Here is a 16350-nt window from a genome sequence, read left to right as displayed (position 1 = left end):
GAGGAATCATGGATTTAGACATCTCCAGACTGACGGAGACCCTTGCCAGCTACGTCACCGAATATGGCCTACGCATCGTCGTGGCCCTGCTCATATTCATTATTGGACGCGCCATCGCCAAGACCTTGGCCAACGGGACCCAGAAAGTCCTGCTCAAGGCCAAGGTGGACGAGACCCTGGCCTCGTTCCTGAAGAACATCACTTATTATGCGCTGGTGGCCGCCGTGGTCATCGCGGCACTCGGCCAGGCGGGCATCAACGTGACCAGCTTCCTGGCGGTACTCGGCGCCGCAGGCCTGGCCGTCGGCCTGGCCCTCAAGGACTCCCTGTCCAACTTCGCGGCAGGCGTCATGCTCATCCTGCTCAAGTTCTTCAAGAAAGGCGACTACGTCACTGCGGGCGGCCAGTCCGGCACGGTCACGGCCATCAACATCTTCAATACCGTGTTGACCACCCCGGACAACCGGGTCATCACCGTGCCCAACTCCGCCGTGCTCGGCGGAACCATCATCAACGTCACGGCCAACGACACCCGGCGCGTGGACATGACCTTCGGCATCGGCTACGACGACGACCTGCTCAAAGCCAAGAAGACCCTGGAACGCATCGTCTCCGAGGAGCCTCGCATCCTGGCCGAACCCGCGCCGGTCATTCAGGTCATGGAACTGGCCGACTCTTCGGTCAACTTCGTGGTTCGCCCCTGGTGCAAGACCTCCGATTATTGGGGCGTGTTCTTCGCCCTGACCGAAAAGGTCAAGCTCGTCTTCGACCAGGAAGGCATCTCCATCCCCTACCCCCAGCAGGATGTGCATATGTACACAGAGGACAAGTAGCGAATAAATGCCCCGTATTACCTGGTGCGATGCGCTCAGTGTCGGCTTTCCGGCAATAGATAACGATCACAAAAAGCTGATCAAACTCTTCAATGACGCGCATGGCCCGGCCGACGGCTCCATTTCACGCGAAAGCGTCGAAAAAGTACTGACCGAACTGATCGACTACACATACTGGCACTTCACCCATGAGGAAAATCTCATGGAGGAACACGACTATGACAACATCCAAGCGCACAAGCTGCAGCACCGCGAGTTGGCCGGCAACGTCCGGGAACTGCACACGCAGTTTGTCGCCGGAGACGAGATGGTGGTGGATGTGCTTCTCCCCTTTCTCCGGAACTGGCTGGTGAACCACATCCTGGGACCGGACAAACGGCTGGGGGACTTCCTGACCGGGTACCGGCGCAGGGAACTCTGATTCCCAAAGTCCCCGCCGGAACGCCAACGGCCTCCCGCACCAACAGCAACCAAAAGAATCCCCCGGGTTTGCCCGGGGGATTCTTTTGGTTGCTGTCCCTCCACTTCGCATCGGTAATGTAGGCGTCAGACCCCCATGCCGCCCTTTTGGGAAGTCGTAGGGCCTCCCCTGTTATGGGGTGTTCGCGAACCGGCTGTCTCTCTGCACAAAGGATCAGAATATCCGCTTCAATTCCGCCTTTCTCCATGCTCGACGAATCAGGGCACAGAGGCCACCGGGAAACTCCGTACGCCAATCACGACAATCCGGCCGCCCGGGGCGGCATATACCGACCACGGGCCTTGGACTCTCCACACACAAAAAAACCCCGCGCAAGCGGGGTGTTGTCGTTCCATCGCACGGGACAAAGCCCGCGACTCTACTGGGCGTCGATCCAGGCATTTGCCTCTTTGACGTCCAGCGTGCCCACATAGATGGCCCGGCCGGAGATGGCGCCTTCCAGGCCTTTCTGGGACAGCGGGTACAAATTCTTGATGTCGTCGAGGGTATGGACGCCTCCGGCCGCGATGACCGGGACCGAGGTCTTGGCGCAGAGCGCGGCCAGGGCGTCGAGGTTGACGCCGGTCTGCATGCCGTCGCGGGCGATGTCGGTGTAGACGATGAAGGCGATGCCCTCGGCTTCGAGACGGGGCAGGACGTCGTCGATGGTCAGCCCCGCGTCCTCGACCCAGCCCTTGGTCTTGAGCTTGCCGTCCACGGCGTCCAGGGAGACGCCTATGCGGCCTGGCAGGGCCCTGCATAGCTCGGAGAAGAGGTCCGGGTCCTCCAGGGCCATGGTGCCGATGATCAACCGGCGCACGCCCGCTTCGACGTACTTCTTGGCAGTGGCGATGTCGCGGATGCCCCCGCCCAACTGAACCGGAATGCGGATGGCCGCGCAGATGGCCTTGATCAGCTCAAAGTTCCTGGGCACGCCGGAAAAGGCCCCGTCCAGGTCCACCACGTGAAGATAGCGCGCGCCGAGGTCCTCCCAATAGCGCGCCTGGGCAACGGGATCGGAAGCAAACACGGTGACCTCGTCCTCCTTGCCCTGGGCCAGGCGGACGCACTCACCATTTTTGAGATCTACAGCGGGGAAGAGAATCATAATCCAAATCCTTATATCTAACTATTTGAAATTATTGAATATTTTAAGCTCATTTTCATGCATTATTCACCATTTTCCCAACTTTAGGTTGGCACAGATGTACGATTTACACACAGGGTCGAAGTCCATTCTGGATGCAGATAAAAATCGAAGATTACCCGCATCGGATATTCTATGCAGTTGGACGTTCTTTGTGCTTAAGAATTCTTGCGGTTGCAGCTCTTGTCGCGAACTCAAACCAGAGAGATTTTGCTCATGCCCTAACCCAAATCCAGATCATACAATCTCTAGGCGAAGCATTATCCTGGATGGGAAAAGAAATCAATTGAGGAGAGCCAATAAGGTTTGATCAAAAAAAAGGTGAGGCTTTTACCCCACCCTTTGTTTGGGTTGATTGGAATCATTTGAACCGGACACTGCCAGAACAGACGTCACCTTCTTCAACCTTGTCTAACCACATTTGAAGCTCTTTGATCCGTTCTTCTGTTTTGGCGGTGTATCGAAAACACCAACAGGCGTCAAAGACGCTGCCATACATGGCACGAGCGTCCTCCTCAGGATAAACCGATAGAAGAAAGGCTTCCCTGTATGCCTCCCAAGCAGATTGAGCCTCATCCAATTTTTTCAAAAAAAGCTGGTCATCTGCATATTCAACCTTGATCTTATCGATTATTGCGTCCATTTGTCGGTCTATCTCAGCCATATTACAATCAGATAACGGATCTCGTACTGAATGAGATAATGAGGCATTATCTGCTTGCTGTTGTGCAAAGGCGAAAGGACAGATCGCGAGACACAGTAACCAACCCAGCAAAAATCTATTTTTTATTATAAATTTCAACCTGATCCTCTCTTCGCTTTTTGAGTCCATCGATTACTACTTTTTCACCATTCACAGTGCCTTTGTTCCAGCGCCTCATTTCATCGGGGACCCCCTCATAGTTGCCGGAGTTGAGTTTCTTTAGCAAAGTTGATGTCTTAAATCCAGATTCGCCTACGTTAAAAACAAAATGTGTCAAGGCATCATACTCTCCCTGCGACAAATCCACTTTGACATGTTTTTTGACAATCTCCTCGGTGTTTTCACATCACTTTCAAACATTTCTTGAGCCTTTTCTTTAGACCAGCCGTCCTTGTACTCGTCATAGTCTTCTTGTGTACAGGCTCCACGATGCAATAGATGTCCATACCCAATGGTACAATTCCTCGCTCCATCGTTGTCGTAAGGCTTTTCGCGATAAACCTCGCGTTTTTTGAGGCGCTCTTTCACATCTTCACTTGAAGCCATCTCACCAGGCTTGAATCGATCAAATGTCTGAACTTTTCCTTTTTCACGTTTCGGTTCGGCATCCTTATCAGGCACCGACCGATTGTGACCATCGCCCTTCTCCACATCCTCCTCTGTTTTCATATTGGGCTCTTTTTTAGGCTCTGCCTTTTGCTCACCACCAGCATCACCTACAGTACCGGTGTCTTTCTCGGCATACATCTCGGCATCCTCCATCTTGAAGCCCGGCTTGGCACCCGGTACATCTTCGTTCTCAGACGCCCGTGCTTTCTCTACGTTAACACCGGCATATCCCAAGTACTTGTCGTACATGGCGTCGGCATCCTTCCCATCAAACTTGGCCTCGGACAGGACGTACTTGTTGATGAGGTCAAAAGCCGCATCATCGTGGGCCTGGACGCCATTTTCATCCTTGGCGCCGAGCGCGCCTTTGGCGATACGCTGCAAACCTTTGTCGAGGACATTGCGGGAACGCTCATTGAGCTTGTCCAAGGCGAACTGATGTCCTTGCTTTAAAAAGCCCTCCTTGATCCTGGACAACGAGTCCACCAGCGCCGTATGCCGCTTGCCGCCCTTGGGCACGGTGGAGAGGATGGATGACTCGTAATCGTCGAACTGCTTCTTGAGATGGATGGCGTCATTGGACGGTTCCCTGCCGGTGACGTTCTTCTGCCAGTCGGCAAGCCCTTTGCCGAAGAAGTCGTGCGCCTCGTTCTCCTTTTCAACAGTGAAGTTGAGCCGGTCCAGATCGTGGTAGGCATCCCGCTTCTGCTGTCGCTGCTGTTGAGGCTGGTGTTGATTCTTGAAACCGATGCCCATTCCCAAGGCAGCCCGGCGCTGCCCGTTGGTTGCGTTGCCAAGCACCTTCTTCTGCTCGTCGGGATTCATGGTGATGAGAGATTTTCCAAAGTCCAACATAGCCGGTTTCCTCCTGTCAGGGTGTTGATTTTCAAAAATCGAACATCCTAACTCCGGTTTTCGGTCCAGAAGACAAACGGGCGAAAAAGGATACTGAAAAGATAAAAAAAGCACAAAAAAGGGACTTGATATGGTTTCATTAAAAAGCCGGTAAACCGGCTTTCCAGTTTCAGCTCGGCACCACACCGGAAACCGATTATCCTGTCGGTAACAAAAAAACCCGCTCTCCAAAGAGAGCGGGCTGACTTTTTATTGGTCCTCAAGCGCGTTTTATTCTACGCGCGTCAAAATCATAATCCGAGTTCCGTGAGTTTCTCGTCGATCCCGTCCTGGGCCAGGCGGGTGGCGGTCACCCACTTACCGCCGCGGGCAGCGAACTTTTTGGCGTTGTAGAGGTTCTCCAACAGGGATTGCTGGGTCTCCTCGTACCGAGAACGGATCATCCGCTCGTTCTTGACATCGATAAGATAGAAATCAATGGCCACCGAGGCAGGCGTCTCCACGCCCGAGTTGCTCCCGACCCGCTCACGCCAAGTGGTCAGTTGGGGAACGAGCAGAAAGTCCGCCTGGATGCACTTACCCACGCCAAGCCAGTACTTCCACGCCGACACCTTGGGTTTGCCGGAATCCTCGAACACGACCACATCCTCGCATTGGCTCACGGCGTCCGGGGTGATGTAGTCGAAGACTTGATGGGCCTGCAGGGTGTCGGCCAAGACCATGTTCAGGGTTTCGATGGTCCCTGCGGGGGCGGGTTTGCCCTCTTCCTCAAGGTAGCCAGCCAGCAACTCCCAGTTGTAGGTGGGATTGGTGAACCCGGCCACGGCCAGCTTGCCCTCGGGACGCGGCACGGCGGCCGTGCGGGAGGTCGTACCGCAACCCGCCATGAGGAGCAGCCCCAGACAAAGCAATGCCGGGGCGATAAAAATAGCGGAACGTTTCATCAGTCGAGACTCCCTTTGGTGCTGGAAACCCCCTTTCGCCCCACGGCGGCGGCCCGGGCCAGTGCCAAGCCCAGTGCCTTGAAGGCCGCTTCCAGCAAATGATGGCCGTTTAAGCCGTATTCGAATTTGACATGCAGGTTCATGCCCGCCTTGTATGCCAGAGACTTCAGAAATTCACGCCAGACGTCCTTCTCGTCGCCCGCGATGAAATCGGGCAGGAGCGCATCGTCATAGACGATGTACGGACGGCCGGACAGGTCCACGACCACTTCGGCCAGGGCCTCGTCCATGGGGACCTTGGCCGAAGCCACGCGGTTGATGCCCCGCTTGTCGCCCAGCGCCTCGGCCAGGGCCTGGCCCAGGCACAACCCGATGTCCTCGAGGCTGTGGTGGGTGTCGATCTCCAGATCGCCCCGGCAGGTCAGGTCCAGATCGAATCCGGCCCAGAAGGCCCACAGGGTGAGCATATGATCCGCGAACCCGATGCCGGTGTCCACATTGGCTGTCCCCTCACCGTCGAGATTCAGGGTCAGCTTGATGTCCGTTTCCTTGGTGGTCCGAGCCACTGTGGCCTGGCGCATGGCGCACTCCTTTCCTGTAGAACGTAGCGTCATCTCCATACATAGAGGAAAAGACTAGAAAAATAAACAGGGCAGACACCGGCTTTTGCAGTGCCCGCCCCGAATGTGGTCGTTACGGCGCTTCTTCTCCGCTCCCGTCCGCCGCGGCGTCCAGCTCTGCCTGGGCCTTGGCCTCGGCCTCGGCTTGCTTCTTGAGATGGCGCTTCTCCTTCTTGCCGAAAAAGAAGGCTACCCAGATGCCGAGCTCGTAGAGAACGATCAGGGGCCCGGCCATAAGGCACTGGGTGAAGGGATCCGGCGGCGTCAGGATGGCCGACAGGATGAAGGCGCACAGGATGGCGTACTTGCGCTTCTTGCGCAGGCCGGTGGAGGAAACCATCCCCAGCCTGGCCAGGAAGAAGATGAACAGGGGCAGCTCGAAGACCAAACCGAAAGCGAACAACAATTTCAAGCAGAAACTGAGATATTCATTGAGCTTGGGAACAAACTGGATACCCTCGTTGGAGAACCCGGCAAAGAAGTCGAAAGCGTAGGGGAAAACCTGGAAATAGCCGAACAACGCGCCGCCGGTGAAGAACAGCCCGGAGAACAGGGCCATGGGCACCATCCACTTGCGCTCGTGGGAGTACAGGCCGGGGGCGATAAAACCCCATATCTGGGCAAACACGTACGGGCTGACCAGAAAAAGGCCCGCCACGATGGATATCTTGATGTGCGCGAAAAAGGCCTCGGCCGGGTAGGTATACTGAAAATGACCTTCCCGGGCCACGGCCATGAGGGCCTTTTGCAGGGCGCCCATGAATATCTGCATCTGCTCGGGGTGGTCGAACCCGTTGGCCGCGAGCATCTTCTGGAACACCTCGCCGAATTGCTGGTAGAACTCCGGCGTCAACAACGGCGCGGCCACGGCGGCCTGCTTCTGAAAGACATCCACCATGGGCTGCATGAGGATGTCGAACATCTGTCCGGCAAAGGAATAGCAGGCCAGCATGCCCACGCCCACGGCGATGAAGGCGCGGGTCAGGCGCGAACGGAGTTCGGCCAGATGGTCGAGCAGGGACATCTGCGCCCCCTCGCCCTCCTCATCCTCGTCTTCGTCCCCGTCGTCTTCGTCATCTTCCCCGGCGGCCTCGGGTTCTTCGTCGGAAACGACCGAAAGCGTACCGTCGGCCGGATCGTCCGCATCGTCGCCGTCGTCCGAACCGCCGTCGCCGGAGCCGTCGTCATCGGAATGACTGTCGGCCGTTTCAGACAGACCGGAATCATCCGGCTCGGGCACGTCCCGGACCGCCCCGGTTTCCGAGGTTTCGTCATCCGGAGTTTCACCGGCTTCCGCCTCGGGCTCGGTCGGCTCTCCGTCGATCAGGGACGGGTCCTCGTCGGGCGTCACCGGGCTCTCGTCAACAGGCTGCTCTTCGGTTCCCTTGACGTCGTCTTTATCGGAACTCATTCCAACCTAGGCCTTTTTCTCTTCGGACACGGGCTCGGAAGCCGAAACCGCAGTCTCCCCTGAGGTCTCGACCTCGGGGGCGGACTCGGCGGCCGCAGCCTCCTCCTTGGCCTTCTGAGCCTTGCGGCGGGCCAGTTCGGCGTCCACTTCCTTCTTGCGCGCGGCGGCTTCGGCCTTGGAGACCTCATCGTCCAGGGTGGACTTGACCTCATTGCCCACGCGCTTGAACTCGGCCACGCCCTTGCCCAGGGAACGCAACAAATCGGGCAGCTTCTGGGGGCCGATGACGATCAAGGCCACCACGCAGATAATCAATAATTCAGGTCCGCCTATTCCAAACATATGCTCACCTGGGGCTGGGGGTTACTCACTCGGGCTATTCCCATTCAATGGTGCTCGGCGGCTTGGAGGAGATGTCCAGGACCACGCGGTTGACGCCCTTGACCTCGCGGATGATCCGGTTGGACATGCGGGCCAACAGCTCCGAGGGCAGCCGGGACCAATCCGCAGTCATGGCATCCAGGGAATCGACGATGCGCAGGGCGATGACGTTCTCGTAGGTCCGACCGTCGCCCATGACGCCCACAGTCTTGAGCGGCAGCAGCACGGCGAAGCCCTGCCAGACCTTGCGGTACCAGTCGGCGGCCATCATCTCGTTCTGGACGATCTTGTCGGCCAGGCGGAGAATATGGAGACGCTCCTCGGTGACCTCGCCGATGACGCGGATGGACAATCCCGGGCCGGGGAACGGCTGGCGCCAGATGATGTGCTCGGGCAGGCCGAGCTCGTAGGCGGCGCGGCGCACCTCGTCCTTGAACAGCTCACGCAGGGGTTCGACCAGCTTGAGGTTCATGGTCTCGGGCAGGCCGCCCACGTTGTGGTGGGACTTGATAACGGCCGAGGGGCCCTTGAAGGACTCGGACTCGATGACGTCCGGGTACAGGGTGCCCTGACCGAGGAACTCGACGCCCTTGATGGCCTTGGCCTCGCGGTCGAAGACTTCGATGAACTTATGGCCGATAATCTTGCGCTTCTTCTCCGGGTCCTCGACGCCCTTGAGGTCGTTGAGGAACTCGTCGGCGGCGTCGACCATCTTGACATTCAGGTCGAAGTGTTCGGCCAGGAAGCCGATGACCTCCTCGCGTTCGCCCATGTGCAACAGCCCGTTGTCCACGAAGATGCAGTGCAGGTTCTTGCCGATGGCCTTGTGCAGCATGACCGCAGCCACGGTGGAGTCGATGCCGCCGGACAGGCCGAGCACGACCTTGCCGTCGCCGACCTGCTCCTTGAGGGCATCGATGGTGGTGTCCACGAAGGAAGCCATGGACCAGGTGGCCTTGAGTCCGGCCACCTTGAACAGGAAGTTCTGGATGATCAGGGAGCCGTCAGTGGTGTGGGCCACCTCGGGGTGGAACTGGAGGGCGTAGATCTTCTTCTCGGGGTTGCCCATGGCGGCGAACTCGATGGAGTCGCTCTTGCCCATGGGCTTGAAGCCCTCGGGGAGTTTCTCCACCCGGTCGCCGTGGGACATCCATACGGTCAGGTCGTCCTTGTCCTCCACCCCGTCGAACAGAATGCAATCGTTCTGGGCGGAGAACTGGGCCCGGCCGTATTCGCGGTCCGTGGAGGCCACCACCCGGCCACCCAGGTTGTGGGCCAGCAACTGCATGCCGTAGCAGATGCCCAGCACCGGAATGCCCATTTCGAGGTATTCCATGTTCAGTGCGGGACAACCGCCTTCCAACACGCTGGACGGACCGCCGGACAGGATCAGGGCCGAGGGCTTGAATGCCTTGACCCGCTCGGGATCGACGTTGCAGGGATGAATCTCGGAATACACCCCGGCCTCGCGCACGCGACGTGCGATCAGCTGAGTGAACTGGCTGCCAAAATCAAGGATGAGTACTCTATTGTCGTGCATGCGTTTCTCTCTAATTCACAATGCGAGAAATGAAAAGACGAATTACCATTCATGCGTCCGGGCACGGCGGTTAGCCGTCGCCCCGGTAGTTCGGCGATTCCTTGGTGATGGTCACGTCGTGGACATGGGATTCGCGCAGTCCGGCCGAGGAGATCTGGACCAGCTTGGCCTTCTGGAACAGGTCCTCGACGGTGGCCGATCCGGTGTAGCCCATGCCGGAACGCAGACCGCCGATGAACTGGTACAGGGATTCGCCAACCTTGCCGCGATAGGGCACGCGGCCGACGATGCCCTCGGGGACCAGCTTCTTGGATTTCTCCTGGAAGTAGCGGTCCGAGCTGCCCTTCTTCATGGCGTCGATGGAGCCCATGCCCCGGTACTGCTTGTAGGTGCGGCCCTGGAACAGGATGGTCTCGCCCGGGGACTCCTCGGTGCCGGCCAGGACCGAGCCCATCATGCAGGAATGCGCGCCCACGGCGAGCGCTTTGACCACGTCTCCGGAGTACTTGATGCCGCCATCCGCGATGATGCACTTGTCTGCTTCGCGGGCGGCCCGACTGGCCTCCATGACGGCGGTGATCTGCGGCACGCCCACGCCGGCCACGACGCGAGTGGTGCAGATGGAGCCGGGGCCGATGCCGACCTTGACGGTGTCCACGCCCGCCTCGATGAGCGCCTTGGCGCCCTCGTATGTGGCCACGTTGCCGCCGACCAGTTGAACGTGGGGATAGGCCGCGCGCAGCTCGCGTACGGACTTGAGGATGTTCTCGGAATGGCCGTGGGCCGAATCGAGGACCAGGAAGTCCGCGCCGGCGTGCAGCAGGGACTCGGACCGGGTCAGGCATTCCTTGCCCACACCGATGGCCGCGCCCACCAGAAGACGTCCGCGCCCGTCCTTGACCGCGTCGGGATACTTCTTGTGCTTGTTGATGTCCTTGATGGTGATCAGCCCCTTGAGGCGATTCTCCTCGTCCACCACAAGCAGCTTTTCGATCCGGTGCTGGTGCAGCTTGCGCTTGGCGTCCTCGTTGTCGATGCCCTCGGGCACGGTGATCAGATCGCGAGAGGTCATCAGTTCGGAGACCGGGGACTTGTCGTCCTGGGCGAAACGGATGTCGCGGTTGGTGATGATGCCCACCAGGAGATCGCCCTTGACCACGGGCAGGCCGGAAATGCGGTACTCGCTCATGATCGCCCGAACCTTGCCCAGGTCGTCGTCGGGGTGAACGGTGATGGGGTCGGAAATCATGCCGGACTCGGACTTCTTGACCCGGTCGATCTCGCGGGCCTGTTCGCGCACGGACATGTTCTTGTGGATGACGCCCGCGCCGCCGTGCCGGGCCATGGAAATGGCCATGCGAGCCTCGGTGACCGTGTCCATGGCGGCCGAGATCAGCGGAATGTTCAGTTTGATCTCGGGCGTAAGGTAGGTGGACACGTCCACCTCGTTGGGCAGAACGTTCGAATAGGCCGGCAACAGCAGGACGTCGTCAAAGGTAAGTGCTTTATCGAGTATTTTGCTCATGTCATTCCTCCAGAGCGTTAGTTGACTGTATATGACGAGGCCGAGCGTAGCGCCCGGCCTCAGTGTTTTCCATTATAGACCCAGGTAGGCCCGTTTCACCCGCTCGTTTGCGAGCAGTTTGTCGCAGGAGTCGGTCAAGACGACCCTCCCGTTTTCCATGACGTACCCCCGATGGCCGATCTTCAGCGCCAGGTTCGCGTTCTGCTCCACCAGGAAGATGGTCGTGTTGCTCTCGCTGTTGACCTTCCGGATGATCTCGAAGATCTGCCGAACCACCAACGGGGCCAGCCCCATGGACGGCTCGTCCAGGAGCAGGAGCGCGGGCCGGGCCATGAGCGCGCGCCCGATGGCCAGCATCTGCTGCTCGCCGCCGGACAAAGTGCCGCCCTGCTGCCGACGCCGCCGCGCCAGAATGGGGAAAAGATCAAAGCAGTATTCCATGTCCCGTTTGATTTCCGCCTTGTTGTTGCGCATGAACGCGCCCATGTCCAGGTTCTCCTGGACGGTCAACTCCGGGAAAATCAGGCGGCCTTCGGGCACCTGGCAGATGCCTTGGTGGACGATGGTGTTGGGGGAAAGCCTGGTGATGTCCTCATCCTGATACAGAACCTGCCCCATGCGCGCCTGGACCACGCCNATGCCTTGGTGGACGATGGTGTTGGGGGAAAGCCTGGTGATGTCCTCATCCTGATACAGAACCTGCCCCATGCGCGCCTGGACCACGCCGCAGATGGTCATCAGCGTGGTGGATTTGCCCGCGCCGTTGGCCCCGATCAAGGTGATGATCTCGCCCCGGTCCACGTACAGATTGACGTCGTACAGGGCCTGGATGTTGCCGTAAAAGCTGTTGACGTTCTTCAGTTCCAGCATTCTAGCCATCGTGTTCCTCCCCGAGGTAGGCCTTGATGACCTCTGGATTCGCCGCGATCTCCTCGGGCGTGCCGTCCGCGATCATCCGCCCGTAGTCCAGGACGTAGATACGGTCGGACATGGACATGACCATCTTCATGTCATGCTCGATGAGCATGATGGAGATGTTGAACAGTTCGCGGATGTGGACGATCAGATCTTCCAAATCCCGGGTCTCCTGGGGATTCATGCCCGCAGCGGGCTCGTCCAGGAGCAGAAGGAAGGGGTCCGTGGCCAGGGCGCGGGCGATTTCAAGGCGGCGCTGCTTGCCGTAGGGCATGTTCATCGCCAACTCATTGACGAACTCCGCCAAGCCGACCAGCTCCAGCAGGTCGTAGGACTTCTGGATGACCTCCTGCTCTTCGCGGCGGGCGGCCCGGTTGCGCGAGATGGCCCCCCAGATGGAGGACTTGGTCCGGCAGTGGGTGCCGATCATGACGTTTTCAAGCGCGGTCATGGACGGGAACAGGCGAATGTTCTGGAAGGTCCGGGCCATGCCCAGCTCGGTCACGATATTGGGCTTCTTGCCGTTGATGCGCCGGGTCTTTCCCTCGGCCCCGGGATCGATGAGCACATCGCCGGAAGTCGGCGTGTAGATGCCGGTGATGCAGTTGAAGAAGGTGGTCTTGCCTGCGCCGTTGGGGCCGATCAGGGCTACGATTTCCTTGTCGTTGACCACGAGATCGACTTCGTCCAGGGCGCGGATGCCCCCGAAATCCTTGCTCACGGTACTGACGTTCAGGACTGGATTACTCATGGGCGGCCCCCGTCTCTGCGACCGTGTACTTGTAGATCTTGCGTTTGGCGCTGATCAGTCCCTGGGGCCGGAAGACCATGACCAGGACCATGATGGCCCCGAACAGAAGCATGCGGAACTGGGCGAATTCGCGCAGGTATTCAGGCACCAGGATCAGGATGACGGCCCCGGCGATAACGCCCCGGATGGAGCCCATGCCGCCGATGACCACGATGGACAGGATAATGGCCGATTCCCAGAAGGTGAAGGACGCCGGGTTGATGAAGGTCGTCTTGGCCGCGAAGACCACACCGGCCATGCCCGCCCAAGTGGCGCCCAGGGCAAAGGCCATGAGCTTGGTCTTCATCTTGTCGATGCCCATGGCCTGGCAGGCGATCTCGTCCTCGCGCAGGGCCAGCCAGGCACGCCCGATACGGGAATTCTGCAACCGGTTGACGCAGAAGATGGTCAGGACCATGAGGCCTACCATGATATAGAACATGTACTGGGTGGACCCAATGACGCCGAGCTTGATGCCGAACAGGCTGGGCCGGGCGATGGAGGAAATGCCGGAGGGGCCCATGGTCACGTCGCCCCAGTTTTCCAGGACCAGGCGGATGATCTCGCCAAAGCCCAGGGTGACGATGGCCAGGTAATCGCCGCGCAGCCTGAGTACCGGGAAACCGAGCAAGAGGCCGAGCATGGCCCCGAGGATGGCGCCCACGGGCAGCATGAACCAAAAGCCCAGGCCCCAGTGCATGTTGCACAGGGCGTAGGCGTATGCGCCCACGGCGTAGAAGGCCACGTATCCGAGGTCGAGCAGGCCCGCCAGGCCGACCACTATGTTCAGCCCCAGGCCGAGCACGATGTAGACCAGGCAGGAGATCATGATATTGGTCTGATAGAGGTCGAAGACCTGGGGATAGGCGATGGCCACCAGGGCCAGCAGGGCCAGGGAGGCGTATTTGAATACGGGGTGGGATTGCAGCCGGGTCAGCAGGGACTCGTAGCGGGTCTCGCTGCGGGAGTCGTCCTTCTTGAGTTCCTTGCGGGCCAGAAGCCAGCGCCAGACGAAGGAGCCGAAGAAAATGGCCAGAGCCACATACCCGATCCGCTGCCAATGCCAGACCACGGTGTGTTCGATGGTGTTGACCCGGATAACCATGATCGGGAAGGTGAGGAAGACGAACCACAGGGCCACCAGGAAGGATTTTCGGATCGCATGGGCGTACCCGTCGCACCCGGCGGTCAGAAAGAACCTGATGAAGCTCTGGTTCATGATATTGCTTTCATTGCTCACTGTATATTCCTTGCGCGGTGAGCGGCTCATGAAGCCGCGATGAACCCTGTTAGACCTTCTGGGTCTTTTCCTTGCCCATGATGCCCGACGGCCTGAAAATCAGGATGAGGACGAGCAGCAGGAAGGCGAAAACGTCCTCGTAGTCCGAAGAGACGTAGCCTGTGGCGAAGGCCTCGGTCAGGCCGAGGACCAGGCCGCCGAGCATGGCCCCGGGCAGGGAGCCGATGCCACCGAGCACCGCGGCGGTAAACGCCTTGATGCCCGCGATGAAGCCTATGTAATAGTTGATCTGGCCGATGTGCGAGGCGATGAGCACGCCGCCCACGGCCGCCAGGCTGGAGCCGATGATGAACGTGGCGGAGATGACCATGTCCACGTTGATGCCGACCAGCATGGCCATCTTGCGATTCTGGGCCGTAGCCCGCATGGCCTTGCCCAGCTTGGTGAATTTGATGAACAGCGTGAGCCCCACGCAGGAGGCGACGGTGGCCAGGATGATGACCAGCTCGGCCGAACTCATGATCGTGCCCATCTTGTCCATGAAGTCGAAATGGGGAATGAGTTCGGGAAAGGGCAGGAAGTCCGAGGTCTGGGCGAGCATGACGTAGTTTTGCAGGAAGATCGACATGCCGATGGCCGAGATGAGCGGCGACAGCCTGGGGGCATTGCGCAGGGGCTTGTAAGCCATCTTCTCGATGGTGAAGCCATAGGCCGCCGCCCAGATGACCGCGCACACGATGGCGATGACCAGAATGGCCGGTCCCGGGAAGCCCAGCATGGTCAGCAGCCCGGCCACGATGAGCCCGGTGAAGGCGCCGATCATGTAGATCTCGCCGTGGGCGAAGTTGATCAGCTCGATGATGCCGTAGACCATGGTGTAGCCCAGAGCGATCAGAGCATATATGCTGCCTCGGGTGAGCCCACCCATGAACAGCTCAAGGAAATATTCCATTGTCGTAATCCCTGTTCATTAAATAAATCCAGGGGACGGGCTTTGGCCCGTCCCCTGGTATAGTCCGTTTGGAAGCCTGTAGTTACTTGACTTCCACGTAGTTGCCGTCTTTCACCTGGTAGACGGCGAAGCCGACACCTTCGGCGTCGCCCTTGGCGTCGAACTTGATCTTGCCCACAGGGGTCTCGACGTAGGAGGTGTGCAAGGCTTCGATCAGCTTGTCGTAATCGGTGCCGCCGGCAACCTTGACCGCGTTGAGCAGGGCCAGGGCGCCGGAGTAGGCCTCGGGGAAGAACGGGCCGGGATCAGTGCCGAATTCGGCCTTATGGGCAGCCACGGCTTCCTGATAAAGCGTGTTGGAGGAGAAGTCCATGGGGCCGGTGGCGTAGACGCCCTCGGCGTACTTGCCGGCGACCTTGATGAAGGTATCGTCCTTCACGCCGTCATCAGACATGAACGGGATCTCCATGCCCTTCTTGCGCATGCCGGTGACGATCTTGGAGGCCTCGGGATGATAGCCGCCGAAGATGACGCCCTCGGCGCCGGAGCCTTTGATCTTCTGGACCACGGCGGAATAATCCACCGCGCCGGGGGTGACGCCCTCGAACAGGACCTGCTCGATTTCCGGGTCGGCATCGATGAACTGTTTGCAGAAGGAGGCGAAGCCCTTGCCGTAGTCGCCCTTGTCGTGGATGATGGCGACCTTCTTCAGGCCCAGGGACTTGGCGAAGGCAACTTCCAGGGAAGCCTGGGCATCGTCCGGAGCGATGGTCCGGAAAAAGTTCGGGTACTCGCCGGACTGGGTCAGCGGCGGGTTGGTGGCCGAGGGGGACAGGACCACGATCTTGCCGGACAGATAGATGGGCAGCGCGGCCTTGGTGGCGCCGGAGCAGATGTGGCCGAGCACGATTTTCACACCGTCGGAGAGCAGCTTGGTGGCAACGTTGGTGGCCAGTTCGGGCTTGCACTGATCATCTTGGGGCATGATCTCGACCATGGCGCCGTTGATGCCGCCGGCGGCGTTGATCTTCTTGGCCACCAGCTTGGCGGCGTTGACCGTGGGCAGGCCGTAGGAAGCCAGGTCGCCGGAATGGGCTCCGGCCACGCCGAGAACCACCTTCTTGGCCGGAGCGGAGACCTCGCCGGTCTCGACGTCGGCCTTGACATCATTTTTCTCATCTTTCTTCGCTTCGCCGCCACAAGCCGCCAGCATGGCCGCCATGACGAGACACAGAGCAACCAGACTCAGTTTGACTCTCATTCTACCTCTCCTCGAAATGTATAAGGGTTCGTTACCACTCAATAGTGTTAAACCAATCGGCCGCCGGAAATACCGTCTCCGGCGGATAAAGCCACGGAATATGACATTGTAGTTATTTTCAGGTTGTTGTCAATCCTATATGGCTCTGCACTATAGTGGGTAAC

General features: G+C 59.1%; 17 protein-coding genes. 2 read left to right on the top strand and 15 right to left on the bottom strand.

The features are described 5' to 3' along the window. Positions 1-8: 8 nt before the first annotated feature. Together J0909_RS15805 and J0909_RS15800 are read left to right on the top strand one after the other, a co-directional pair. The gene (locus J0909_RS15805) at positions 9-833 is read left to right on the top strand and encodes a mechanosensitive ion channel family protein (protein WP_207264320.1); all 825 of its coding nucleotides are present in this window, start codon (positions 9-11) and stop codon (positions 831-833) included. Between the two features lie 7 nt (positions 834-840). Then, positions 841-1254 (top strand): bacteriohemerythrin, encoded by a 414-nt coding sequence (locus J0909_RS15800; protein WP_207264319.1) that lies wholly within the window; start codon positions 841-843, stop codon positions 1252-1254. Between the two features lie 418 nt (positions 1255-1672). Here the strand turns inward: J0909_RS15800 and hisA are convergent, their stop codons facing one another. The 15 genes from hisA to J0909_RS15725 all read right to left on the bottom strand — a co-directional run bounded on the left by hisA (position 1673) and on the right by J0909_RS15725 (position 16186). After that, positions 1673-2401: a 1-(5-phosphoribosyl)-5-[(5-phosphoribosylamino)methylideneamino]imidazole-4-carboxamide isomerase gene (gene hisA / locus J0909_RS15795; RefSeq protein ID WP_207264317.1), complete on the bottom strand. Its 729-nt coding sequence runs from the start codon at positions 2399-2401 to the stop codon at positions 1673-1675. 400 nt (positions 2402-2801) lie between these two features. Then, the gene (locus tag J0909_RS15790; RefSeq protein ID WP_207264315.1) at positions 2802-3104 is read right to left on the bottom strand and encodes a lysozyme inhibitor LprI family protein; all 303 of its coding nucleotides are present in this window, start codon (positions 3102-3104) and stop codon (positions 2802-2804) included. A gap of 115 nt (positions 3105-3219) precedes the next feature. After that, positions 3220-3450, bottom strand: coding sequence for a lysozyme (locus tag J0909_RS18595; protein WP_207264313.1), 231 nt, complete (start codon positions 3448-3450; stop codon positions 3220-3222). Beyond that, entirely contained in the window at positions 3417-4607 is a 1191-nt protein-coding gene (locus tag J0909_RS15780; protein ID WP_207264311.1) for a lysozyme family protein, read from the bottom strand. Before J0909_RS15780 ends, J0909_RS18595 begins: the two co-directional genes overlap by 34 nt. A gap of 290 nt (positions 4608-4897) precedes the next feature. Beyond that, positions 4898-5551, bottom strand: a complete 654-nt coding sequence (locus tag J0909_RS15775; protein ID WP_207264309.1) for a hypothetical protein — start codon at positions 5549-5551, stop codon at positions 4898-4900. Next, positions 5551-6132 (bottom strand): imidazoleglycerol-phosphate dehydratase HisB, encoded by a 582-nt coding sequence (gene hisB, locus J0909_RS15770; RefSeq protein ID WP_207264307.1) that lies wholly within the window; start codon positions 6130-6132, stop codon positions 5551-5553. Before hisB ends, J0909_RS15775 begins: the two co-directional genes overlap by 1 nt. 112 nt (positions 6133-6244) lie before the next feature. Next, positions 6245-7195 carry a twin-arginine translocase subunit TatC gene (tatC, locus tag J0909_RS15765; RefSeq protein WP_502757449.1) on the bottom strand — a complete coding sequence of 317 codons (951 nt, stop codon included), beginning with the start codon at positions 7193-7195 and terminating at the stop codon, positions 6245-6247. Positions 7196-7588: 393 nt separating this feature from the next. Further along, entirely contained in the window at positions 7589-7924 is a 336-nt protein-coding gene (tatB, locus tag J0909_RS15760) for a Sec-independent protein translocase protein TatB (RefSeq protein WP_207264303.1), read from the bottom strand. A 34-nt stretch (positions 7925-7958) separates the two neighbouring features. Beyond that, positions 7959-9503, bottom strand: coding sequence for a glutamine-hydrolyzing GMP synthase (gene guaA / locus J0909_RS15755; RefSeq protein WP_207264302.1), 1545 nt, complete (start codon positions 9501-9503; stop codon positions 7959-7961). A 70-nt stretch (positions 9504-9573) separates the two neighbouring features. Continuing rightward, entirely contained in the window at positions 9574-11028 is a 1455-nt protein-coding gene (guaB, locus tag J0909_RS15750; RefSeq protein ID WP_207264300.1) for an IMP dehydrogenase, read from the bottom strand. A 72-nt stretch (positions 11029-11100) separates the two neighbouring features. Then, on the bottom strand, positions 11101-11898 hold the full coding sequence (locus tag J0909_RS15745; RefSeq protein WP_207264423.1) for an ABC transporter ATP-binding protein: 798 nt from the start codon (positions 11896-11898) through the stop codon (positions 11101-11103). A 1-nt stretch (position 11899) separates the two neighbouring features. Further along, positions 11900-12694 (bottom strand): ABC transporter ATP-binding protein, encoded by a 795-nt coding sequence (locus J0909_RS15740; protein ID WP_207264298.1) that lies wholly within the window; start codon positions 12692-12694, stop codon positions 11900-11902. Then, positions 12687-13952, bottom strand: a complete 1266-nt coding sequence (locus J0909_RS15735; RefSeq protein WP_207264421.1) for an ABC transporter permease subunit — start codon at positions 13950-13952, stop codon at positions 12687-12689. The genes J0909_RS15740 and J0909_RS15735 overlap by 8 nt, the downstream gene beginning before the upstream one ends. Positions 13953-14022: 70 nt before the next feature. Beyond that, positions 14023-14925 (bottom strand): branched-chain amino acid ABC transporter permease, encoded by a 903-nt coding sequence (locus J0909_RS15730; protein ID WP_207264296.1) that lies wholly within the window; start codon positions 14923-14925, stop codon positions 14023-14025. A gap of 82 nt (positions 14926-15007) precedes the next feature. Continuing rightward, complete coding sequence (locus J0909_RS15725; protein WP_207264294.1) at positions 15008-16186, bottom strand: branched-chain amino acid ABC transporter substrate-binding protein; 1179 nt, start codon at positions 16184-16186, stop codon at positions 15008-15010. Between the last annotated feature and the right edge of the window lie 164 nt (positions 16187-16350).

Origin of the sequence: Desulfovibrio sp. Huiquan2017, assembly GCF_017351175.1 — a bacterium.
In the GTDB taxonomy this organism is placed as follows: domain Bacteria; phylum Desulfobacterota; class Desulfovibrionia; order Desulfovibrionales; family Desulfovibrionaceae; genus Pseudodesulfovibrio.
The sequence above is the reverse complement of the archived record's forward strand: the minus strand, read 5'-3'. Positions and strand labels throughout refer to the sequence as shown.